21 protein-coding genes are annotated in these 22,251 nt (G+C 62.8%); 6 read left to right on the plus strand and 15 right to left on the minus strand.

Translation table 11 applies throughout. The features are described 5' to 3' along the window. Positions 1 to 25 precede the first annotated feature (25 nt). The 4 genes from mauD to AB9K37_RS05105 are packed head-to-tail and all read left to right on the plus strand — an operon-like array spanning position 26 to position 2,073. Positions 26 to 613, plus strand: coding sequence for a methylamine dehydrogenase accessory protein MauD (gene mauD / locus AB9K37_RS05090; protein WP_369835847.1), 588 nt, complete (start codon positions 26 to 28; stop codon positions 611 to 613). A 34-nt stretch (positions 614 to 647) separates the two neighbouring features. Beyond that, positions 648 to 1,172: a methylamine dehydrogenase light chain gene (locus AB9K37_RS05095; RefSeq protein WP_369835848.1), complete on the plus strand. Its 525-nt coding sequence runs from the start codon at positions 648 to 650 to the stop codon at positions 1,170 to 1,172. Positions 1,173 to 1,176: 4 nt separating this feature from the next. Continuing rightward, positions 1,177 to 1,626: a cytochrome c gene (locus tag AB9K37_RS05100; RefSeq protein WP_369835849.1), complete on the plus strand. Its 450-nt coding sequence runs from the start codon at positions 1,177 to 1,179 to the stop codon at positions 1,624 to 1,626. A gap of 18 nt (positions 1,627 to 1,644) precedes the next feature. Further along, on the plus strand, positions 1,645 to 2,073 hold the full coding sequence (locus AB9K37_RS05105; protein ID WP_369835850.1) for a cytochrome c: 429 nt from the start codon (positions 1,645 to 1,647) through the stop codon (positions 2,071 to 2,073). A 79-nt stretch (positions 2,074 to 2,152) separates the two neighbouring features. Here AB9K37_RS05105 and AB9K37_RS05110 read toward each other — a convergent pair whose 3' ends face one another. The 9 genes from AB9K37_RS05110 to AB9K37_RS05150 all read right to left on the minus strand — a co-directional run bounded on the left by AB9K37_RS05110 (position 2,153) and on the right by AB9K37_RS05150 (position 12,934). After that, positions 2,153 to 3,589 (minus strand): NAD-dependent succinate-semialdehyde dehydrogenase, encoded by a 1,437-nt coding sequence (locus AB9K37_RS05110; RefSeq protein WP_369835851.1) that lies wholly within the window; start codon positions 3,587 to 3,589, stop codon positions 2,153 to 2,155. Between the two features lie 3 nt (positions 3,590 to 3,592). Further along, positions 3,593 to 4,639 carry a tartrate dehydrogenase gene (locus AB9K37_RS05115; protein WP_369835852.1) on the minus strand — a complete coding sequence of 349 codons (1,047 nt, stop codon included), beginning with the start codon at positions 4,637 to 4,639 and terminating at the stop codon, positions 3,593 to 3,595. A gap of 20 nt (positions 4,640 to 4,659) precedes the next feature. Next, positions 4,660 to 6,123: an aldehyde dehydrogenase gene (locus tag AB9K37_RS05120; protein WP_369835853.1), complete on the minus strand. Its 1,464-nt coding sequence runs from the start codon at positions 6,121 to 6,123 to the stop codon at positions 4,660 to 4,662. A gap of 126 nt (positions 6,124 to 6,249) precedes the next feature. After that, the gene (locus AB9K37_RS05125) at positions 6,250 to 6,873 is read right to left on the minus strand and encodes a hypothetical protein (RefSeq protein ID WP_369835854.1); all 624 of its coding nucleotides are present in this window, start codon (positions 6,871 to 6,873) and stop codon (positions 6,250 to 6,252) included. A 24-nt stretch (positions 6,874 to 6,897) separates the two neighbouring features. Beyond that, positions 6,898 to 7,611: an FAD-dependent oxidoreductase gene (locus AB9K37_RS05130; protein WP_369835855.1), complete on the minus strand. Its 714-nt coding sequence runs from the start codon at positions 7,609 to 7,611 to the stop codon at positions 6,898 to 6,900. Then, on the minus strand, positions 7,608 to 7,913 hold the full coding sequence (locus tag AB9K37_RS05135; protein ID WP_369835856.1) for a (2Fe-2S)-binding protein: 306 nt from the start codon (positions 7,911 to 7,913) through the stop codon (positions 7,608 to 7,610). The genes AB9K37_RS05130 and AB9K37_RS05135 overlap by 4 nt, the downstream gene beginning before the upstream one ends. Continuing rightward, a complete protein-coding gene (locus AB9K37_RS05140; protein ID WP_369835857.1) occupies positions 7,910 to 9,895 on the minus strand; it encodes a hydantoinase B/oxoprolinase family protein in 1,986 nt (661 codons plus the stop codon). The genes AB9K37_RS05135 and AB9K37_RS05140 overlap by 4 nt, the downstream gene beginning before the upstream one ends. A gap of 4 nt (positions 9,896 to 9,899) precedes the next feature. Beyond that, positions 9,900 to 11,984, minus strand: a complete 2,085-nt coding sequence (locus AB9K37_RS05145; protein ID WP_369835858.1) for a hydantoinase/oxoprolinase family protein — start codon at positions 11,982 to 11,984, stop codon at positions 9,900 to 9,902. Positions 11,985 to 12,058: 74 nt separating this feature from the next. Continuing rightward, entirely contained in the window at positions 12,059 to 12,934 is an 876-nt protein-coding gene (locus AB9K37_RS05150; protein ID WP_369835859.1) for a LysR family transcriptional regulator, read from the minus strand. A gap of 24 nt (positions 12,935 to 12,958) precedes the next feature. Here AB9K37_RS05150 and AB9K37_RS05155 point away from each other — a divergent pair, with 24 nt between their 5' ends. Continuing rightward, entirely contained in the window at positions 12,959 to 14,137 is a 1,179-nt protein-coding gene (locus tag AB9K37_RS05155) for an NAD(P)/FAD-dependent oxidoreductase (protein WP_369835860.1), read from the plus strand. Positions 14,138 to 14,142: 5 nt separating this feature from the next. Here the strand turns inward: AB9K37_RS05155 and AB9K37_RS05160 are convergent, their stop codons facing one another. Beyond that, positions 14,143 to 15,468, minus strand: coding sequence for an NAD(P)/FAD-dependent oxidoreductase (locus tag AB9K37_RS05160; RefSeq protein WP_369835861.1), 1,326 nt, complete (start codon positions 15,466 to 15,468; stop codon positions 14,143 to 14,145). Between the two features lie 164 nt (positions 15,469 to 15,632). Between AB9K37_RS05160 and AB9K37_RS05165 the strand changes: the two genes are divergently transcribed. After that, on the plus strand, positions 15,633 to 16,130 hold the full coding sequence (locus AB9K37_RS05165) for an Lrp/AsnC family transcriptional regulator (protein ID WP_218157033.1): 498 nt from the start codon (positions 15,633 to 15,635) through the stop codon (positions 16,128 to 16,130). A gap of 24 nt (positions 16,131 to 16,154) precedes the next feature. On the opposite strand, the gene AB9K37_RS05170 is transcribed toward AB9K37_RS05165, so the two are convergent. From AB9K37_RS05170 to AB9K37_RS05190, 5 genes are all read right to left on the minus strand, one after another. Continuing rightward, positions 16,155 to 17,816, minus strand: a complete 1,662-nt coding sequence (locus tag AB9K37_RS05170) for an ABC transporter ATP-binding protein (RefSeq protein ID WP_369835862.1) — start codon at positions 17,814 to 17,816, stop codon at positions 16,155 to 16,157. Then, entirely contained in the window at positions 17,816 to 18,676 is an 861-nt protein-coding gene (locus AB9K37_RS05175) for an ABC transporter permease (protein WP_369835863.1), read from the minus strand. Before AB9K37_RS05175 ends, AB9K37_RS05170 begins: the two co-directional genes overlap by 1 nt. Beyond that, positions 18,673 to 19,632 carry an ABC transporter permease gene (locus AB9K37_RS05180; RefSeq protein ID WP_369835864.1) on the minus strand — a complete coding sequence of 320 codons (960 nt, stop codon included), beginning with the start codon at positions 19,630 to 19,632 and terminating at the stop codon, positions 18,673 to 18,675. The genes AB9K37_RS05175 and AB9K37_RS05180 overlap by 4 nt, the downstream gene beginning before the upstream one ends. Positions 19,633 to 19,701: 69 nt before the next feature. Further along, on the minus strand, positions 19,702 to 21,321 hold the full coding sequence (locus tag AB9K37_RS05185; RefSeq protein WP_369835865.1) for an ABC transporter substrate-binding protein: 1,620 nt from the start codon (positions 21,319 to 21,321) through the stop codon (positions 19,702 to 19,704). Between the two features lie 72 nt (positions 21,322 to 21,393). After that, positions 21,394 to 22,125 carry an HAD-IA family hydrolase gene (locus AB9K37_RS05190; RefSeq protein WP_369835866.1) on the minus strand — a complete coding sequence of 244 codons (732 nt, stop codon included), beginning with the start codon at positions 22,123 to 22,125 and terminating at the stop codon, positions 21,394 to 21,396. Positions 22,126 to 22,251 lie beyond the last annotated feature (126 nt).

Raw genomic sequence — 22,251 nt, forward strand, 5'->3', positions numbered from 1 at the left:
TACTGCAAGACACAAGGATAACTAAATGGAACTTCTCATCTTTTCGAACATCGCCCTGTGGATTGCGGTTCTGGTTCAGATCGCAGTGATCTTTGCCCTCGCCCGTCAGATCGGCATTCTGTACGAGCGTGTGTCCCCTGTGGGTGCGATGATCAGCGACTCCGGTCCGGACATCGGCGCGCAGGTGCCAGCCCTGACATTGCCCAACCTGAACGGCGCAGAGCTGCCTTTGGGTGGTCCCGAGGGACGTGCGCAACTAGTGTTCTTCCTGTCCACCACCTGCCCCATCTGCAAGGCACTGATCCCCGCCCTACGGTCAATCCGCGATGACGAAGGCCGTTGGTTGGATGTCGTTCTGGCCTCGGATGGCCGCGAAGCGATCCACCGCCGCCTGATCGAGTCCGAGAACCTGCAAAGCTTCCCGTACGTGCTGAGCTCTGAACTGGGGATGACGTTTAAGGTCGCCAAGCTGCCTTTTGCCGTTCTGATCGGACCCGATGGCAAAGTCCGCGCCAAAGGTCTCGTGAACAGCCGCGAGCAGCTCGAAAGCCTCTTTACCGCCTCGGAAACCGGCATCGCCTCGGTTCAGGCCGCCGCTGCCCTGCCGGCCTGATCCCACCCCGAATTTTCTGACAAAGGAAACCAATATGAACAGTCTGTTTGACCGTCTCTTCTCCAAGCTCGACAAAGTGGTCGAGACCCGCACCCGCGCCACCGCCCGCGAATTTGGCCGCCGCAGCTTCCTTGCCCGCGCTGGTGTGTCGGTGCTGGGTGCCGCCGTGGCCTCGCCGATCCTGCCCTTCGACCGCCGCGCCTCTGCCGCCGGAGCTCTGCCCGAGGACGAATGCGGCTACTGGCGCCACTGCGCGCTGGATGGCAACCTGTGCTCGGCCTCTGGCGGCTCGCTGACATCTTGCCCTCCGGGATCCACCGTGTCGGCTGTGTCGTGGGTGGGCACCTGCTCGAACCCTGATGACGGCAAAGACTATCTGGTCAGCTACAATGATTGCTGCGGGAAACCCAGCGTGAACTCGGCCACCTTCTGCTACACCTCCGAAGGCGAGCGCCCCGGCTACCGTATGGGTCTGTACAACGACATCAACTGGTGCATGGCGAACACCGACAAAGGCTATCACTGCACTGTATCGGTCGTGGTTGGCCTTGCGGAGTAACCCAATGAACCTGAACTATCTTGCAGCCCGTATCGCGGGCTGCCTGATCCTTGGGGCCAGCCTGCCTGCGAATGCCCAAGAGATCGACGGAACGACTTTATTCAACGACAACTGCGCGGTTTGCCACGCCGAGGGCGGGCTCGGAAATCCCGGCTTTGCCCCACCCCTGAACCGCCCTGCCTTCTGGCAAGCCATGGACGCGCCGACCGATTACGTCGCTGCCGTGGTCATCGCCGGACTGCATGGCACCATGACCGTGGATGGCCAGATGTATGCGGGCCTGCGTATGCCGCCCCTGCCTGGAATTGAGGACGCCGAACTCGCCGCCATCGCGACCTACGTGGCCAGAGACTTGGGAGACACCGAAGCCAGTGCCACCGCCGAAAGCGTCGCCACCGTGCGCGCAAATTTGCCGGACAACGCTGCCTTAATGGCCGCGCGCCCCACTGAATAACCAAAAGGAGCCGCCCCGATGAAACGACTCTTTGCCCTTGGGCTCATCGCCCTGACAGCCAGCCCTGCCACCGCCGAAATGTCGGCGCGTGGGAACTACATCCTCCGCTGCACAGGCTGCCACGGGATCGAAGGCATGGGCACCGCAGAGGGCGGCGTCCCGCCTTTCCCCGGATCGGTCGGGCATATCGCCAACACCGAGGCGGGCCGTGACTACATGATGCACGTGCCCGGCGTGATCGGCTCGTCCTTGTCGGATAGCGAGATCGCGTCAGTCATGAACTATGTGATCGCAACCTTTGACACGACGGACGCCCCCGCCTTCACCGCCCAAGAAGTCACCCACCGCCGCGCCCTGCCCATGACAGACATCGTCATCGCCCGCCGCGCCGTCGTCGAAGAACTCGAAACCAAAGGGATTAGCATCGCCGATTACCCTTGGCCCTGAACAACCATCCCCCACTCGCGTGAAAACGAAAAGGGCCGCGTGATTTCTCTGGCGGCCCTCTTCATAAGATTGGCACAGTTCAGATTCCGCCGAAATGGAACGCTTTGGTCTCGAGGTATTCCTCGATCCCTTCCTGCGCGCCCTCGCGGCCAAGGCCCGAGGATTTTACGCCCCCGAACGGTGCCTCTGCGTGGCTAACCGCGCCGGTGTTCAGGCCCACAAGCCCCGCCTGCAGCGCCTCGCCCACGCGGAACGCCCGCGCCATGTCGGTGGTATAGAAATACGCCGCTAGGCCGAAAGGCGTGCCATTGGCGATAGCCAGCGCCTCTCCCTCGGTCTCGAACTTGAAGATCGGCGCAACGGGACCAAAGGTTTCCTCGGAGGCCAAGCGCATGTCAGTGGTCGCGCCCACCAGCACCACGGGGTCCGCGAACCCTGCGGCCAGGTCGCGCTCGGCGGTGGCCTTGGTCGCGCCTTTGGACATGGCGTCAGCCACATGCGCGTTGATCTTGTCGATGGCGGCGGCGTTGATCATCGGGCCGATCATCGCGCCCTCTTCGGTGCCTGCAGCGACTTTCAACGCATCCACCTTGGCCGCCAAAGCCGCCACGAATGCATCATGAATGCCCGACTGCACCAGAATTCGGTTGGCGCAAACGCAGGTCTGCCCCCCGTTGCGGAACTTTGAGGCCATCGCGCCCTCGACCGCTGCGTCTAGATCGGCGTCGTCAAATACGATGAACGGCGCGTTGCCGCCCAATTCCAGCGACATCTTCTTCAGCGTCGGCGCGCATTGTTCCGCCAGCAGCGCCCCCACGCGGGTCGAGCCAGTAAAGGACAGTTTCCGCACAACGGAGCTGGCGGTCAGTGTCGCGCCGATGACTTCGGGGCGGCCAGTCAGGATGTTCAGAACGCCCTTGGGGATCCCCGCCCGCTCGGCCAAGACCCCCAAGGCCAAGGCCGAATAGGGGGTGAAGTCCGATGGCTTGATCACCATGGTGCAGCCAGCGGCCAGACCCGGCGCGACTTTGCGGGTGATCATCGCGTTCGGAAAATTCCAAGGGGTGATAATCGCGCAGACACCCACGGGTTCTTTCATCGGGAAAATCTTTTTGCCCGCGACGGGCGACGGGATGATGTGCCCGTTGATGCGGCGCCCCTCTTCGGCGAACCAGCGGACAAAGGACGCGCCATAGAGGATTTCCCCCTTGGCCTCGGCCAGCGGTTTGCCCTGCTCGCAGGTCAGGATCATGGCCAAATCGTCCGCGTGCTCCAGCATCAGATCATACCACGCCATCAAGAGGTCAGCGCGTTCCAGATGGGTCTTGGCCTTCCACGCGACCATCGCCTCTTCGGCGGCGGCGATGGCTGCGGTCGTTTCGTCGGCCGTGCAGTCCGGCATATGGCCCATGGGCGCGGCGGTGGCGGGGTTGATCACCGCCATATCATCGCGGGCAATCCAGTCACCGTTGATCAACGCGGCCTGACGGAAGAGATCGGGATCGTTCAACTGCATGGCTCAGGCCTCCAATGCGGACAGGATCGCCGCTGTGATTTCGGATGTGGAATTCAGGCCCGGACGGATACCGATGCCCTGTCCCGTGGCGGCCTCAATCGCTTTCAGGACAGCGGCCGAGGCTTCGGCCTGCCCCAGATGGTCCAGCATCATCGCCCCTGACCAGATCGCCGCGATGGGGTTCGCGATATCTTGCCCCGCGATATCGGGGGCCGAGCCGTGCACGGGTTCGAACATCGACGGTAGCGCGCGATCCGGGCTAATATTGGCCGACGCCGCAAAGCCTAGCCCCCCCTGAATGGCCGCCCCAAGATCGGTCAGGATATCGCCAAAGAGGTTCGACGCCACGATCACGTCCAAATCCTGTGGGGCCATCACCATCTTGGCCGCCATCGCGTCGATATGCATGTGGCTGACGGTGACTTCGGGGTAATCGGCGGCAACTTCGCGCGTCACCTCGTCCCAGAACACCATCGAGAATTTCTGCGCGTTGGATTTCGTCACAGATGTCAAATGCTTGCGGCGCATCATGGCCTGTTCGAAGCCGAACCGGATGATCCGCTCGACCCCTTCGCGGGTGAAAATAGCGGTTTCAACAGCGACCTCGTTGCCCTGCCCCTGGTGGACACGGCCACCGGCGCCAGAGTACTCGCCTTCGGTGTTTTCACGGATGCAGAGGATGTCAAACCCTTCTGCCTTCAGTGGGCCTTCGACACCGTCAAGCAGACGATGGGGGCGGATGTTGGCGTATTGCTTAAAGGCTTTGCGGATCGGCAGCAGCAGCCCATGCAAGGACACCGCATCAGGCACCGTTGCGGGCCAGCCGACCGCCCCTAGATAGATCGCATCAAAGCCCTTCAGGGTTTCGATCCCGTCCGCAGGCATCATAGTCCCATGTTTAAGGTAGTATTCGCACGACCATGGGAACGTGGTCGGCTCAAGCGCGAAACCAAACTTGGCGGCGGCCGCGTCCAGCACCTGCATCGTGGCCTCGGTCACATCCACACCGATGCCATCACCGGGGATCAGAGCGATCTTGTAGGGGGTCATTCATAGTCTCCTTTGGCTGATCAGAGGTCGATCAGCACCGATTTCGTGCGGCGGTTGGCGTGATAGGCCTCGCGGCCCAGATCCTTGCCGAGGCCAGAGGCTTTCCACCCGCCGGTGGGCAGAATGTGGTCGCGGCTGCGGCCATATCGGTTGATCCAGACGGTGCCCGCCTCAAGCTTGCGCGACAGACGCAGGGCGCGGGACAGATCGCGAGTAAAGAGCCCCGCGCAGAGGCCATAGGTCGGATGGGCGGCTAGCTGCATCGCCTCTTCTTCGGTCTCGAAGGTCTGGAAAGTGGCGACGGGGCCAAAGATTTCCTCGGTCACGGCGGGGTTCTGGGCATCCACGCCCGCGATCAGGGTCGGCTGATAGAAGCTGCCTGGATGGTCGAACTGCGCACCGCCACACAGGATTTCCCCGCCCTGTTTCGCGCTCGCCTGCACGATGCTATCGATCCGCTGCAACTGGCGGTCCGAGATGATCGGGCAGAACCCCGGATCGGTAGCAAAGGTATCAGCGGGGCGATATTTGGCGAACCGTTCGGCCAGCCGCGTGGCCAGTTCATCGGCGATTTCTCGGGCGACAATGATGCGCGATCCGGCCACGCAGAACTGGCCTGCGTTAGGGGTGATGCCTCGGTCGAGGCATTCCACCGCCAAATCCAGATCAGCGTCGGCAAAGACCACCATCGGGCTTTTGCCCCCCAGTTCCAGCGTCATGGGTTTGATGCCGGTGCGGGCAATATTCTCCATGATCGCGGCGCCTGCGCGGGTCGATCCGGTAAAGGACACTTTGTCGATGCCCCCGTGCCCTGTGATCGCGTTGCCCGTGGTCGGACCGTCGCCAATCACCACGTTGATCAGACCCGCAGGGATGCCCGCCCGAACGGCCAATTCAGCCATGTAGAGCGTGGAATACGGCGTCATTTCGGACGGTTTCAGGACCACAGCATTTCCGGCGGCCAAGGCCGGCCCCAGCTTCCACCCCGCCATGGAAATCGGAAAGTTCCAAGGCGTGATCGCCCCGATCACCCCATAGGGCGCGTCGTCAATATAGCCGAAACTGCTGTCACTGGTCGGAGCGAGTGTGCCTGCTTCTTTGTCTGCGAATTCAGCGAAGAACCGGATTTGTTCAGCAGTGACGGCCACATCACCGGTCAAAGCTTGGGCATAGGGACGCGAGGAACAGATCGCCTCGAGCCCCGCCAGAGTGCTGGCCTCGGCCTCGATCAGATCGGCCCATCGGTGCAAGGCTTTCAGCCGGTCCCGCGGCGCGCATCCAATCCATCCAGAGGCCGCCAACGCATCCCGCGCCGACTGCACCGCCCGATCCACGATTTCTGCATCCGCTACAGACGCCGCGCCCACCGCCATTCCAGTCGAGGGCGAGGTCACGGTCATCTCCTCGGGCGCCGAAACATATGTGCCGCCAATGTAGTGCGCGCAAGGCAGGGTCAGGGTCGCAGGGTCAAAGGCCAGTGTCATCGCAAGTTCTTTCGCAAGAGGTCGGGTTGAAAATCCCGCGATGGGCGCGGGCAATGCTGCCGAATGCTTGGGCAGCGCGGCATAATCCACTGCGGCGCACGGGGCACTGCGCAGAAGATTGTGCCGTCAGTCAGAGCTGTCTTGGATCAGAGCGCTGATGGGAACGGGCCGCACGGGCGCTTGAGACCGCAGTCGACCGACATCTTCGGTGCGCATGCCAGTCTTGGCCGCAATCACCTCAGCCCCGGCCAGTTGGCAGTAGCGCCCTTGGCACCGTCCCATTCCGACACGCCCCAGCGATTTGGCACGGTTCGCTTCGGGGCCGGACCAGTCGGCAGCTTGGCGCAGATCACCCGCCGTGACGCCTTCGCAGCGGCATAGAACGGTTGCGTCGTCGGCCTGACGCACCATATTGGCGGGCCAAGGGAACGCGCGCTGCATGGCCCGCGCGAACCGCTCCATCCGATCGATCCGGCGCAAATCTGCAGTCGGATCAGGGGCAGCGAGGTGCATATCACGCAAACATGCCGTGGCCGCTAAACGCCCTGCGATTTCAGCCGCATCGGCCCCAAGCAAACGGGCGCCATCCCCTGCTAAATAGAGGTTTGCGCGCGCCCTGCCAAATCCGTCGATCTCTGGCAGCCACTGAGCGAAATCTTTGTCCCAGTAAAATTGCGCGCCTGCCAGATCAGCAAGGTGCGTTTCAGCGCGCAGGTGCCAGCCCATCCCGACCGCATCGCAAGACGTCACGTGCTGGGTCCCTTTGGCATCGCGCTAGCGCACGGCGGTTGGGCCGTGCTCGTCCGTCTCGATCCGCAGCGGAGTGATCCCCGCGTGATAGCGGCGCCCCAATTGGCGGCGCATTCCGAGCCCGCGCAAAGTGACCCAAGGCCGCGCCGCAGCCATTGCCACGCCTCCGCGCACTTGCCCGCGCAGGTCAGAAGTATCGAGCACCGCGCGCACATCTGCCCCAGACTGCACCAACTGCACGGCCAGCAAGGTCAGCAAAGGCCCCGTTCCCAGCAGCACAATCTGCTGCCCCAGAGCAACGCCCTGCGCCTTGAGCGCGATCTGCATCGCCCCCAGCGGGTAGACACCGCCTGTTTGCCAGCCAGCAATGGGCACAACGCGGTCCATCGCCCCCGTTGCCAGAATGAGCCGGTCAAAAGCAATCTGCTCGTACCCCGCAGGTCCAGACAAGTGCGCTGTCCCATCCCGCAGCCCCAAGACGGAAGTCTGCGCGCGATACTCTACCCTATTCTGCGTCACCAACGCGTCGAAGCACTGGTGCAGCGCGATGGCTTTGGACGCTTCAGAGCCGTACAGCGCCTCGGGGCGTCTTAAGAACCCACGTGGCGGGCGGCGGTAAATCTGCCCGCCGGCCCGAGCGCCCTCGTCCACGACGACGGGGGTAATACCAGCCGTGGCCAGCGTCTCTGCCGCACGCATTCCCGCAGGGCCCGCACCGACGATCAGCACCTGCGTCATGGCCTGTCCCACGGATGCGGCGCTACGGTGCGTAGCCGCATCCCGTTGCGGATTTCGGTGGAACAGGCGCATAAGCGGGGACCGTTCTCCTGCCAGATCCAGCAGTCCTGACAGGCCCCCATCAGACAAAAGCCAGCACGCCCCTCGGGTCCGAATTCCGTCTGCCGCAGGATGGGACGCAGGCTCAGGATCGCCGTTAGCACTGTATCACCGGACAACGCGCTGACAGGCGCTCCGTCCAGATGAAAGGCGACAACGGCGCGGTCCCTTTCTGCCACTCTGTGTACGCGGCCGCCGGTCATTCTGCGGCTCTTGCATATGCAGCGGGACGGGGCACTTCAGGGAACCGCCCGCACACCTCGTCAAAGGCCGCAGCCACGCCCGCAGCGCCGGACCGCCCTTCCATCCGCTTGAAGACCTCGGTTTTCACAAAGAACCGCCAGTGGATGGGCAGATCTGCCAGAATATCCGTCAGCAGATCATAGGCCTCATCGCTCCACTGCTGCTCGTACGTTGACCTCTCTGGACCGTAATGGAAATGCTCTGTGTGGCGGGGCATCGATGCCCGCAAAGCCTCTGTCGCCGTCACATCCACCGCGCCATCCACCAGCACGACGCCATACTCATCCCGCGCAGCCGCTTCGGAGACATAGCCCCCTGCCACATCCCGCGCGACCCGTTCGGCAGGCCGGTCCAAGGGGCACCCTCGGCCCGCACCGCCCGCCGAACGCACGGTCAACACATCGCCTGGCTCTAGAATAGCGGTGTCCACCGCACCCAACCGGCGCTCGGCCTTGGTCCCTGCATTCACGACCATATCGGACAGGCCCGCCGCCTTACCCCCCATCACCCCCCAAGGGCGAAAGAACGACCGGTCGCGGTTCCGTGCAGTGATCCGTGTGTCGGGGGCAAAGACGCGGAACGCCATCTCGGTCGCCAAACCACCGCGCCAATACCCCGCTCCACCGCTGTCCTGCGCCAGCCCATAGCGGACGAATTCCACGGGGACTTCGGTCTCGGTGGTCTCGATCGGCGTATTTTTCAGATAGGCCGCGTCGGCACCCGAGCCGTTCGTGCCGTCACGATGAGGCATCCCTCCACCGCCGCCGACCACGGGGTTTACGGCCGCAATGACGGTTTTCTGGGTGCGCTCGTCGCGGGTCATGACGTTGACGATGCAGTTGTTGCCCGCGGGGGCAGCAGGCATCCGGTCGGGAATGGCCTGCGAGAACGCCCCGAAAATCACCGACCGCAGGCGCGCACATGTCAGAGACCTCATCCCGACGGCCGCCGGGGCGACGGGGTTCAGCACGGTCCCTTCGGGCGCGATGCAGGTGAAGGGACGCGTCAGCCCCGTGTTCAGCAAAATCCGGGGGTTCAGGGTGTAGAGCACGTAATACACCCCCACCAGCAGCATGGTATGGCGCGGATCGCCGCCACTTGGCACGTTCAAGGAAGACGCCAGTTGCGGATCGGAGCCTGTGAAATCCAGAACCGCGCTATCCTCCCTGACCTTCAGGGTCAGCTTCAAACGGCACGGATTTGCCTGATCGCTGTCCTCGTCGGCATAATCGGCAAAGACATAGTCGCCATCGGGGATTTCGGCCAAAACAGCACGGGCCTGCGCCTCAGCCTGATCCATCAGGGCAGCGACGCCGTTCACGAACCCCGCCTTGCCAAAGCGCTGGATCATCGCCTGCACCTTGCGCTCGCCCGTATTTAGCGCGCCGACGAGCGCCTTGATGTCCCCGACATTCAGCGCAGGCTTGCGGACGTTCGTCTCCATAATCCGAAGGATTTGCTCGTCAAAGACGCCCTCGCGGACCAACTTCATCGGGGGAAAGCGAATGCCCTCTTGGTGGATTTCAGTCAGCGAACGGGACAGGGACGCCGGCACCGCGCCGCCCATATCTGTGTTGTGAATGTGCCCGCCGGTCCACGCGACGATCTCTCCATCCGCAAAGACCGGCTTCCACAGGTGGGTGTCGGGCGCGTGGGTCGCAACGTGGCCGGAATAGGGATCGTTGGTAAACGCCACGTCGCCGGGGCGGTAGTCATCCATCATCGCAATCGCGCGGCCATAGGTCAGGCCCGGATACCACGTGGCCCCCAGTTCCATCGGCACGGCAAAGGTATCGCCCGCGCCGTCCATCAACATGACGGTAAAATCCTGCGTTTCCTTGACGAATGCGGAATGGGCGGTGCGGTGCAGGGTGTGGGCCATGTTCTCGGCCGCCGCGCGGGCATGGTTGGCCAGCACCGAAAGGGTCATTTTGTCGAACATCGACTCACTCCGCATAGGTCAGGTGAATATTCAGGTGGGCGTCCACTTGGGCCGTGGTGCCATCAGGGATCGCAAAGGTCGTGTCCTCTTGGGCGACAATGGCGGGGCCCGCGAATGTGACCCCTGCGCCAAGGGTGGCGCGGTCGAACAAGGGAACGTCCTGCCAGCCATCCAGATAAACGGGGACGAGACGGGTGGGTTCTGCGGTAGCGTTGCCAGCCGTCTGAACTGGGAAGTCTGGCTTTGGCCCCGTGCCAATGGCCGATAGGCGCAGGTTGACGACTTCGATCCGGCCAGCGGGATCGTCAAAGTCGTAAATCCGGCGATGGGTTTCGTGGAACGCCTGCGCAATTCTTTGCGGGTCGTTCAGCCAGCCCGTGTTGATAGCCACCTCGATTTCATAGCTTTGGCCCGCGTAGCGCATATCCGCAGAGAGGCGCAGATCGCCCGTCCCCTCATGCCCTTGGGCCAGAAGCCACGCTTGTCCTTCGCTGGCGAGATCGTCGTAGGCATCAGTCAGACGTACGCCCGCCAGCGCCTCGAGATCGGCAAAGATCGTGCGGATGAAATCGCCGCGCAGGTCCGCCACAAGGCAGCCCAAAGCCGATACAACCCCTGGCCTGCGCGGCGCGATCACGCTGCGCATCCCCAATTCGCGCGCCAGAAACGCCCCCAGCATCGGGCCGCCCCCGCCGAACGGCATCAGCGCAAAGTCCCGCAGGTCCACCCCCGCGCGGGAGGAGAGCTTTTCCACCTCGACGAACATTTCGGAAATGGCGATGTGGAGAATGGCTTGGGCGGTTTCTTCCAGCCCGCGCCCCATTTTCGCGGCCAATGCTCCAACCACTTGGCGCGCCAAATCCACATCCATCTGAAGCTGCCCATAGGCCATCTGGGAATGCCCCAGCCAGCCGCATACAGCCATCGCGTCAGTCACAGTGGCGTGGTCTCCGCCACGGCCATAGCACGCCGGACCGGGAATCGATCCCGCCGATTCAGGACCCACGCGCAGCACGCCATGGTCGTCCACCGATGCGATAGAGCCGCCACCGATCCCAATCGAACTGACCGACACGGACGGGATGTGCAGCGGGAACTCACCGATCAACTCGTCAGTACCAAAACGGACCTCTCCATCGATGATCAGCGCGAAATCTGCCGACGTCCCGCCGATATCCAGTGTCAACACGCGGTCCGCGCCCGCTTGCCGCGCCAACCAAGATGCCCCGATCACCCCTGAAGCCGTGCCAGACAGCAGCATCGACACGCAGTCGCGCCGCCCCTCACCAGCGGTCATGAGGCCCCCGTTCGACTTGGTCAGCATGGGCCGCGCAGGGACGCCCTGCCCCGCCAGACGGTCTTGCAGAGCGGTCAGATAGCCCGACACGCGCGGATGCACATAGCCGTTCAGGATCGCGGTCGAGGTGCGCTCGTATTCGCGGATCACGGGCCAAACCTCGGACGAGGTGAAGACGAACAGATCAGGGGCCATTTCTTCGATCAGCGCTTTGGCCAGCGCCTCTTGGGCAGGGTCGGACCAGCTGTGCAGGAAGGCGATGATGATCCCTTCGGCACCGGCTTTTTGCGCGTCCGAAACGGCATCCGCCAAGGCCGCGCGGTCCAAAGGCACCGTCTCCTGACCTCCCGCCCGCATCCGCACTGGGACACCATAGATGCGTTCGCGGGGGATCAAGGGGTCGGGCCGGTGGCAGAACAGCGAATACATGTCGGGCATCCGCAGGCGGGCCAGTTCGATCACATCCTCGAAGCCCGCGTTGGTGATCAGCGCCAGATCGGCCCCTTTGCGCTGGATGATTGTGTTGATCCCGACGGTCGTGCCGTGGACAAAGCGGGTGATGGACGCGGGGTCGAGCCCCTCGCGCTCGGTCAGCAACCGCAGGCCCGTCAGCAGCTCGGCCCCCGGATCATCGGGGGTCGTCAGCACCTTGAGCGAGGCAATCCGCCCCGAGCGCGTTTCCAGCGCGCAGAAATCCATGAAAGTGCCGCCGATATCGACGCCGATTTTCCAGTCTGCGCTGTCGGGGATCGGGGTGCTGCCGTCCATCTGATAAGCCTTTGGTTGGGTCATTCCGTTGGCTTTGAGGGCATCAGAAAGCGGCCCGTCCGTCCAAGACGCATGGCGCGGCAGGCCATAAGGCGGGCTTATGGAATGGCGGCGCGGATCTGGTCGGCCATCAGGGTTTCGGCGCGGGACAGGGCTTTGCCCGCCAATGTCAGCAAGCCCAGCGGCATGTCCGGCGATCCAGTCAGAGGCCGCGTGACAACCCCCGCAAACTGCCCCCAAGGCAGCAGATCGTCGACGACTGCGACCCCCAGACCAGCCTGTACAAATCCAACAGCCGAGATGGATACGTCAATCTCCAGCTGGGGGGTGAACCGCAGGCCCTGCTCTCTGGCGGCTTGGTCCAACTCGTCATGGGGGCGGGTCGTAGCGCGGTAAGAGATGACGTGTTCAGCCTCCAGATCAGCGAAGTTCAGCGCGGCTTTCTCGGCCAAATGATGCCCTTCGGGCAGCAGGCAACAGAACCCCACCTGCCGCAAGATTTCCACGTCGATATCGGGCGCAAGCCGGTCATCCAAAGCCAGCGCCAGCGCCGCATCCCCCGCCCTAAGCATCGAGATCAGGCTGGCAATCGGCGCCACATGAGAGCGCAGCAGAATATCCGGATGACGCGCCCGAAACGCCGCCATCACCTGCGGCAATAGGGACATCGCGGGGGGTGCCGACGACGCAATCCGCACTAGGCCCGCGCGCCCCAGCCGCAAATCCTGCGTCTTGCGGCGCAGCCCTTCAAGGCTGGCGAACAGGCGTTCGGCCTCAGGGTACAGTTCCAATGCTTCGGGGGTTGGGCGCAAACGCCCCTTTTCACGGTCGAACAAGGGAAAGCCCAGTTCATCCTCGCAATGCATGAGCACTTGAGACAGCGCCGGTTGGGAAATATTGAGCAGCCGCGCCGCCCCCGTCACGGTGCCTGCCCGCATGACGGCGGTGAAAACCTCGAGCTGTCTGGCGCGCATCGCGGCCTCCTATAAGAGCGGCTTATGACCGACCCTGTTTCCCGTCTTTGCCCCCTGCCCCGTGGTCGGGCTGAGATGGCCAAAACGCAAAAGGGGGCGGGAATGGATGTGATCGTGATCGGGGGCGGGCTGATGGGCAGCGCGGCGGCGTTCTTTCTGACGCGGCGTGGGGTACGAGTGCGCCTGATCGAGCGCGGTTATATCGGCGCAGGCGCAACGGTGGCGTCGTTCGGCAATATCCGGCGGTCGGGGCGTTATCTGCCGCAGATGCCCTTGGCCCATCGGTCGCTGGCCCTGTGGCATCAAGCCGAAGCCCTGCTGGGGCGCGACGTCGAATTCCGCGCGACGGGCCACCTGCGGCTGATCTTTGACGAGGACAGCTTGGCCGACATGCGCCGATTTGCGCAGGATGCCGTGCCGTGGGGGCTGGAGTTGGAGGAACTGTCCGCCGCCGAGTTGCACCGCCGCTATCCGATGCTGGGGCCGACGGTGATCGGGGCATCGTTTTCCCCCAATGACGGGTCGGCGAACCCTCGGCTGGCCGCGCCTGCCTTTGCCAGTGCGGCGGCGCGGGATGGGGCTGAGATCATGGATCACACGACCATCATCAACATTCAGAGGACAGAGGCCGGTTTCACGGTCGAGACCTCCAAAGGCACCTGTCACGTGGAGGCCGTCCTGAGCTGCGCGGGTGCGTGGGGCCGCCAGATCGCCGCCGATTTCGGCGAAACCGTCCCGCTGACCATGCACGGCCCGCAGATGGGCGTGACCGAGCCCCTGCCCCACCGTATCCTGCCCGTGATCGGCGTTTGGGCGCAGCATCATGGGGCCTATTTCCGGCAGGTCGAGCGGGGGAATATCGTGTTCGGTGGCGGGGTCCCGCGGTCCGATGTGGGGCAGGATGGCCATGCCAAGGCGCATTTCGATGTCCTGCCCGAACAAGTCCGCCAGTTGGTGCAGATGTTCCCCGCCCTGCGCGAAGTGGCCGTGATCCGCCAGTGGTCGGGCTGCGAAGGGTACGTGGCCGATGGCCTGCCCGTGATTGGCGCTTCGGGCACCACTCAGGGGCTGTTCCATGCGTTTGGCTTTTGCGGACACGGGTTCCAGCTGGGGCCCGGTGTGGGCGATGCGATGGCCGAACTGATCACCACCGGCGCGTGCGAGACGCCGCTGGAATCCTTCAGTATCTCGCGGTTCGCGTGATGGCATCAGAACTCGGCCACCTTGCCCCATTGGGGACCGTTGAAGCGCGACAGTTTATACTGCGCGGTTTCGGTAATCGGAGTGCGGTCCAGCAGCGTGTCGGCCACCAGATGCCCCACTCCCGGACCGATGCCGAACCCATGGCCCGACAAACCCGCTGCCAAGGTCAGACCGCCAATCCCGATATCGCTGTCGATCACCGGTACCCCATCGGGGGTGCTGTCGATGTAACCGGCCCAAGTGGCCTGCACGGCGACCTTCTTCAGTTCGGGCAGCAGATCGCGGGCGCGGGTCAGGGTCAGGTTGACCAAGGCCTTCGACGGTCTCGGGTCCAAGATCCGCATCCGCTCCATCGGGGTTTCACGGTCCAGTGCCCACCGCTGGCGGGTCTCATGCCCCGCTTGCCACGCCTGCACCCCGCCCGGCCGCAGCGCGCGCCAGCGTTTCGCGAACATTGGCAAGAAGTGTTTGGCCCCCAACAGCGCCCCCGGTGTCGGATCCAGATTAGCACGGCCCGAGATGGCCAGCGTGTATCCTCCGTCCCCGCGGCGGGTCACCGAAACCTCATTTGTGTGCAGTGCATCGGGCAAACCCTGCGCCCCGGACTGCACGGACAAGATCGAGTTCCGCACCGCCGCCTGAGGGAAGAACAGGCCCGACTGATGCAGGAAACTGGCCGCCCAAGCGCCGCCTGCCATAACCACCTGCCGCGTCTTGATCACCCCGCGCTCGGTGATGACAGCGCTAACGTTTCCATTCTGCACATCAATCCCGCGAGCTGCACAATTTTGCAGCAGAACACCCTTATGCTGCATCACGCCTTTGGCGATGATCGGGGCCGCGCGGGACGGGTCCGCGATGCCATCGGTAGGCGACCAGACGCCCCCCAGCCAGCGCTTGCCCGTGGCGGCGCCGCGCTCGGTCGCTTGGTCTGGGGTCAGCATTCGGGTGTCCACACCCTGCCCTCGCGCGAACTGGCCCCAGCGATCCCAGCCGTCAATCTCGGCTTGATTGTTCGACAGATACAGCAGCCCGCAGCGCCGAAATCCCATGTCCTGACCGATGTCGGCGGTCATATCCTCCCACAAGGCCAAGCTGCGGGTGGACAGGGGCAATTCGCGGGCGTCCCTGTTTTGTTGGCGGCACCAGCCCCAGTTGCGGCTGGACTGCTCGGCGCCTATGCGGCCCTTTTCGAGCAAGACGACCTTCATCCCCCCGCGCGCCAACCAATAGGCCGTGCTGACACCCACAATGCCTGCGCCGATCACAACCACGTCGGCGCTGTCGGGCAAAGTGTCAGGGGTATCGATCTGCATCAGGGGGGCGGGCATGATTAGTCTCTCCGGTCTGTTGCCTGACCCTAGCCCGCGCCGTGCAGCCGGATGTGCCGGATTGCACAGGTCCGGCGGCATTTCCTGTCGAATGTCAGACCCTTGCCCCTGCGCGCGGACTCGCTCAATAGTGACCCAGAGTAAAGACCCCGAAGGACCCTGTTATGAGTAGCCAGCTGAAGCTCGATCGGATCGATGTAAAGATTCTTGCCGAGTTGCAGCGCAACGGGCGGATTACGAATGTCGAACTGGCGGAATTGGTGGCGCTGTCGCCGTCGCCCTGCCTGATGCGGGTGAAAAAGCTGCAGCAAGCGGGATATATCACCGGTTACACCGCGCAGATTGACGTGGCAAAGCTGGGAGATACGCTGACGGTGTTCACCGAGTTTACCCTGAAGAACCACCGCCAGATCGACTTTGCCCGCTTTCAAGAGGCGCTGGAGAAGGTCGACAGTTGCGTGGAATGCCATCTGGTTTCGGGCGGCTATGACTATCTGGCGAAATTCGTCTGCGCGTCGATCACCGACTACCAGAACATCATCGAAGCACTGATCGACCGCGGGGTCGGCATCGATAAATACTTCAGCTTTGTGGTGATGAAGACGCCCTTTGTGAAGAACCAGATCCCACTGACGCGCCTGTTCGGGGATCGGGTGGGATAACGCCCCGACTTGCGGGGCGTGTCCTTAGCGGTTGGCGAATTGGGCGACCAGAGTGGGGTCTTGCTCGAGCCCCGCCAGCCAGCCGGTGTCGAGCTGCGGGATCGAGGAAATGAGCAGCCGCGAATACGGGTGCTGCGCCTCGGCGGACATGCGGGCGGCGGGCAAGGCCTCGACCACCTCGCCTTTCAGCATCACCAGCACATCGTCGCAGATCGCCTCAACGGTCGACAGATCGTGGCTGATGAACATGTAGCTGAGGCTAAGTTCGCGCTGAAGTTCCTTGAGCAGGTCCAGAATGGCTGCCGCAACCACCGTATCGAGGGCCGAGGTGATCTCGTCGCACAGGATCAGTTCCGGCTCTGCCGCCAAAGCACGGGCCAGGTTGATGCGCTGTTTCTGACCACCTGATAGTTCCCCCGGCAGTCGGTGCCGCAGGTTCGCGGGCAAGCGCACCATGTCGAGCAGTTCTTTGACCCGTGCCTCGCGGGCAGCGCCCTTCAGACCATGGTAGAAGGTGAGTGGTCGGCCAAGGATTTGCTCGATCGAGTGCGCGGGGTTCAGAGCTGTATCGGCCAGCTGGAACACGATTTGCGCCTTACGCAGCTGCTCTTTGCTGCGGCGTTTCAGGTCACCGCGCAATTCTTGGCCATCCAGCAGGATGCCCCCCTGATAGGGCGGCAGAATACCGGCGATGGCGCGGGCCAGCGTGGACTTGCCGCTGCCGGACTCCCCGATCACGCCCAAGTTGCGGCCCCGTTCCAGAGTGAAATTCACGTCCTTGAGGATTTTGATTTCCGGCTCGCCCTTGCGGATCGCGCCGTAGCCTGCGTGCAGGTGGATCACCTCTAGGATCGGTTTGGGAACCGCCTTTGCTTCGGGCTGAAACGGCTGGTGGGGCACGGGTTCGAACGCTGCCAGAAGCTGGCGTGTGTAGGGATGCGCGGGGTGGGTCAGGATTTGCTCGGTCGTGCCGGTTTCCTGAATTTCCCCGCCCTTCAGTACGATGATCCGGTCGGCAATCTGTGCCACAACGGCCAGATCGTGGCTAACGTAGACACCGGCCATTCCGCCCTGCTGCATCACGGATTTGAAGGCCCGCAGGACCTCAATCTGAGTGGTCACATCCAGCGCCGTGGTGGGCTCGTCAAAAATCACCAGCTTCGGCCCGCCGATCAGGGCCATCGCGGCCGATAGGCGTTGCAACTGGCCGCCAGAGACTTGGTGCGGATAGCGGTGGCCGATGTTTTCCGGGTCCGGCAGGGCCAAGGCGCGGAAAAGATCGACCGCTTTGGCTTCGGCCTCAGCTTTGGGCATCAGCTCGTGGATGGCGGTGATTTCGATCACCTGATCCATGATCCGCTTGGACGGGTTAAACGCCGCCGCTGCCGACTGGGGCACATAGCTGACCTCGGTCCCGCGCAGGGCCGCGCGTTTGCGCTCGGGTAGCGCGGTGACATCCGTGCCGTCCAAGATGATCTGACCGCCAGTGATCGAACAGCCCGTGCGAGTGTAGCCCATCAGGGACAGAGCAATGGTGGTTTTGCCGCTGCCTGACTCGCCGATCAGGGCGACGATTTCGCCGGGGGCGATCTCAAAGGACACGCCTCGGATGATCTCGACCTTGCGGCCTGCGTCGGTGACAGCGCCAATGCGCAGGTCGTTCACGGTGACAAGAGGCTGGGTCATCATTCGCTCCGATCCCGAATTTTGGTGGGCAGGTTGTCGATGAACATGTTCACCGAGATGGTCAGGGTCGCGATGGCAATGGACGGAAAGATCACCGCTGGCGCGCCAAGGGACAGACCTTCGATGTTTTCACGGACCAAGGCCCCCCAGTCCGCGTTCGGCGGCTGCACCCCAAGGCCAAGGAAAGAAAGGCCCGACAGCACCAGAACGATGAAGACAAACCGCAAGCCAAGGTCGGCTAGCACTGGGCCAAGTATGTTCGGGAAGATTTCGCGGGTGATCAGATAGGGCGTACTCTCGCCCCGTGCGCGGGCGACAGTAACGTAATCGGTCGCATTCACGTTCACGGCCAAGGCGCGGGCAAAGCGATATGAGCCAGGCAAATAGATCGCCGCCAAGGTCAGGATCAGAACGGGGATCGAGGAGCCAACGGCCGCCACGACCACCAGACCGAACAGCAAAGACGGGATGCCGTTGAAGGCGTCCAAGAGGCGCGACAGAATCATATCGAACCACCCGCCGATGACCGCAGCCACCATGCCAAGGATCACGCCGCCCGCACAGGCCAGCACGACCGAGGCCAGCGCGATCCCCACAGTATAGCGTGCGCCCATCAGGATGCGGCTAAAGATGTCACGGCCCAGATAATCGGTACCCATCCAGAAATCCGCTGTGACGGGGCCGAAATAGTCCCAGTCCACGATCTCTCCGGGCGGGTGCGGGGCAATCCACGGGCCGACGATGGCGACCACGGCCCAGAACAGGATCACCGCCAGACCGACACGGCCCACCCAGTTAAAGGAATAGCCCAGACGCTTCGGGGTCGGGATCACGAATGCATTGGATCGTTCAATCATCATCGACGAAGCCTCGGGTTGGACAGAATGGCAATCAGGTCGGCCAGAGTGATCAGCGACAGGTAGCTGACGCAGAAAATCATGGCGCAGGACTGGATCAGGGGCAGATCGCGGGTGGCGACCGCATCGACCATCAGCTTGGCGACGCCGGGGTAGTTAAAGATCGTCTCGACGATGATGACACCGCCCACCAAATAGCTCAGCGATAGCGCGACAGCGTTGGCGATCGGACCCAAAGCGTTGGGCAACGCGTGGCCCAGAACCATCCGGCGGCGCGAGGCACCTTTGAGCAGGGCCATTTCCACGTAGGGGGTGTTGATCGTCTCGATCACCGCGGCGCGGGTCATGCGGATCATCTGCGCAGAGACCACAAAAGACAGGGTGATCACCGGCATCGCATAAGCCTTTAGCATCGCGGCCCAACTATCCACGTTCGCGCCATAGGCCAGCGCGGGCAGCCACCCGAGCCACACGGCAAAGATCAGAACGGCCAGCGTCGCGACCATGAACTCGGGCACCGAAATGACCGAGATCGTCGCGACGGACACCATGCGATCGAACACAGATCCCTTCCACATGGCCGCGCCGATCCCGAGTGCCAGCGCGATCGGCACAGACACCAAGGTCGTCACGCCTGCGAGCCGCAGGGAATTGATCAATCGCCCGCCCATCAAATCGCTAACTGCCATCTTGTTCACATAGGATGTGCCCATGTCGCCCCCCGCCAGACCGACCAGCCAACCGACAAAGCGGTGCATGGCGGGCTCGTCCAGTCCCATTGCGGTGCGCAATCCGGCCACAGCTTCGGGGGTCGCGGCCTGCCCCAGCAGGATTTCGGCGACGTCACCGGGCAACAGCTCGGTGGCGAAAAAGACGGCAAAGGACACAATGACCAGCGTCAGCAAGGCAATGCCAAGCCGCTGGGAAACAAGGATCCATGGCAAGAGCGATTTGGGCAAACGGACACCTCGGCCAATTGGGAATTCAGGGAAAGGCCCGCGCCAGATGGCACGGGCCAAAGGTTGGCCTTAGGCAGCGCCGTCGAGCCAGACGTACTCGGCAAAGGCATAGCCCATCTGGCCACCCAGCGGGTTCGGCGCCAGACCCTTGAGATTCGACGAGATCGCATCGACGTTGGAAATGTAGGCGGGAATGATGGTGCCTGCCTCGTTTGCGACCATCTCCTGCATTTCCCAGTAGATCGAGGTCCGCTTGTCTTCGTCCAGTGCGCCGCGCGCTTCGACCAGCATGGAGTCGAACTTGTCCGACTTGTACTGGCTCTCGTTCCACGGGGCGTCCGAGGTGTAGAGCAGCGAGAACAGGATGTCCGGCGTGGGGCGCGGGTTGATGTTGCCGAAGTGCACGGGCGCCTTCAGCCAGTAGTTCGACCAGTAGCCATCGGAGGGCACGCGATCGACCTTGAGGTTCATGCCGATCTCGGCGCCTGCCTGCTGGACGATCATCGCCATATCCACCGACGAAGTCGCCGCGTCAGAGGCTACAATCGGAACCTCGGCGCCCATCAGGCCGGCCTTTTCAAAATAGAACTTGGCCTGCTCGGGGTCATAGGCTTTGGGCGCGATGTTGGGGTTGTGGTACTTGTTCGCTGCCGACACGGGCTGGTCGTTTCCGATTTCGGCCAGACCGCGGAACACCGATTTCTGGATGGCTTCGCGGTTGATCAGGTGCTTCATGCCTTCGATGAAGCCCTCTTTCATGCCGGGGTCCAGATCCTTGCGGATGTTCAGATTGGTGTAGTTGCCCGAAGTGGTGATCGAGGTCGCGACCGAAGGCTGACCTTCGAGCATCCGCAGCGAACGGGCGTTCACGGCAGCCGCCACTTGGATATCACCGGACAGCAGGGCGTTTACGCGGGCGTTGTTGTCGGGGATCGCAAAGTATTCGTAGCTGTCCAGATAGACAGTGTTGCCCTTGAAGTAATTGGGGTTTTTCACCGCAACCGAGCGTACGCCGGGTTCGAACACTTCGCAGATGAAGGGGCCGGTGCCGTTGGCGGTGGTGAAATCGGTTGTGCCGTCCTTGATGATCATGAAGTGGTGCAGCGCCAGAATGGTCGGCAGGTCGGCGTTGGGCGCGGCCAGCACGACCTTGACGGTGCTGTCGTCCAGTTTGGTGATCTCGGTCATCTGCTTGGCGATCGAGTTCACTTTGGAGCCAACCGCTTCGTCCAGATGGCGCTTCAGCGAGAAGACAACATCATCGGCGGTCATGGTCGAGCCGTCGTGGAATTCAACACCGGACTTCAGTTTGATTTCCCAAGTCTGCGCGTCGTCAGTCGAGATGCTCTCGGCCAGTTCCATTTCGGTCACACCGCCTTCGGCAAGGAAGGTAAGGCGGTTGTAGAAGGAACAGCAGCGCACGTAGTCGGTAGAGAGGGACGCCTTGGCCGGGTCCAGCGTATCAGCGGTCGAGGACGACCAACCAGCCGCCTTGATGCTGCCGCCAAAGACGGGGGTCGCTGCAACGGCTTGGGTCGCGCGGGTCAGCAACGAGCCACCAACGGCCATGCCGACGCCCGACGCCATCAGCATCTTGAGCAGTTCACGGCGCGAGGCACCGCGGCGGATCATGCCTTCGACCATCGCGTCGTCGCGGCTAGTCCAATTGTTGGGGGTGTTCTTGGTCATGTGTTTATTCCCTGTTGTTCTGTTGGAGAGGAAGACGGCCTTGCGATCTTGTCGCCGCATAAGCCTTTGAAGTTATTTTCCGAAGGCGGCGTCTGCAGCCTCGGCCAGTTCCATAAGCGAGTGGAAGTGGTAATCAGGTTCGGTGAACTCTTTGGGTTCGATGGTGCCGCCGTAGCCGTTCTGTGCGTGACGGCGCTGGATCCATGCGTTCGTCATGCCTAGTTCGCGCGAGATACCGATGTCGTGGTATTGGCTTTGAGCGGTGTGTAGGATGTCGGATTTGGCGCCGCCATCGGTCTGGGCCCACGCAAACACATGGTGGAAATAGGCGGGATCAGGCTTCTCCGTCTTGGTGTCGTCGGTGGTGAAGCCCGCGTAGAACGGATTGCCCAGTTTCTCGGCGAACTTGTCAAAGGCCCAGCGCTGCGCGTTGGTCATGGCGACCAGCTTGTAGTGCTGCTTGAGCTTGGCCATGGCGGCGGCGCTGTCGGGGAACGGTTTCGCGTCACCGACGCTGTCCACCATGAACTGACGGTATTCGGGGGTGTCGGGCAGACCGAAGGCTTCCGCGATACGGCCATAGCAGCGGCCCATATCGTCGGGGAACAGGCCCGCGCCGGGCTCGTAGCGAGCATCGCGGTACACGGCGAGCGCAGCCTCTCCATCGACATCGATGCCTTCTTTTCTGGCAATGGTGGCAAGGGCGTCTTTGATCGCGCCTTCGAAGTCGATCAGGGTGCCGACCACGTCAAAGGTCAGGTAGCTGAAAGCGGTCAAGGGTTTCACGGCAGTTGTGGTTGCCATTTTCGGCGGTCCTTTGTTGTCGAATGCGCCCGAGGGCGGCGGATCAGATGCCGGGAAACGAGGAGCAAACAGCAGAAGGTTCTGTCTGCCTCGGCGATGCGCAGCGAAGGCATTTTATGCACGCAT

This window comes from Donghicola sp. XS_ASV15, assembly GCF_041224595.1.
Classification (GTDB): Bacteria; Pseudomonadota; Alphaproteobacteria; order Rhodobacterales; family Rhodobacteraceae; genus Donghicola.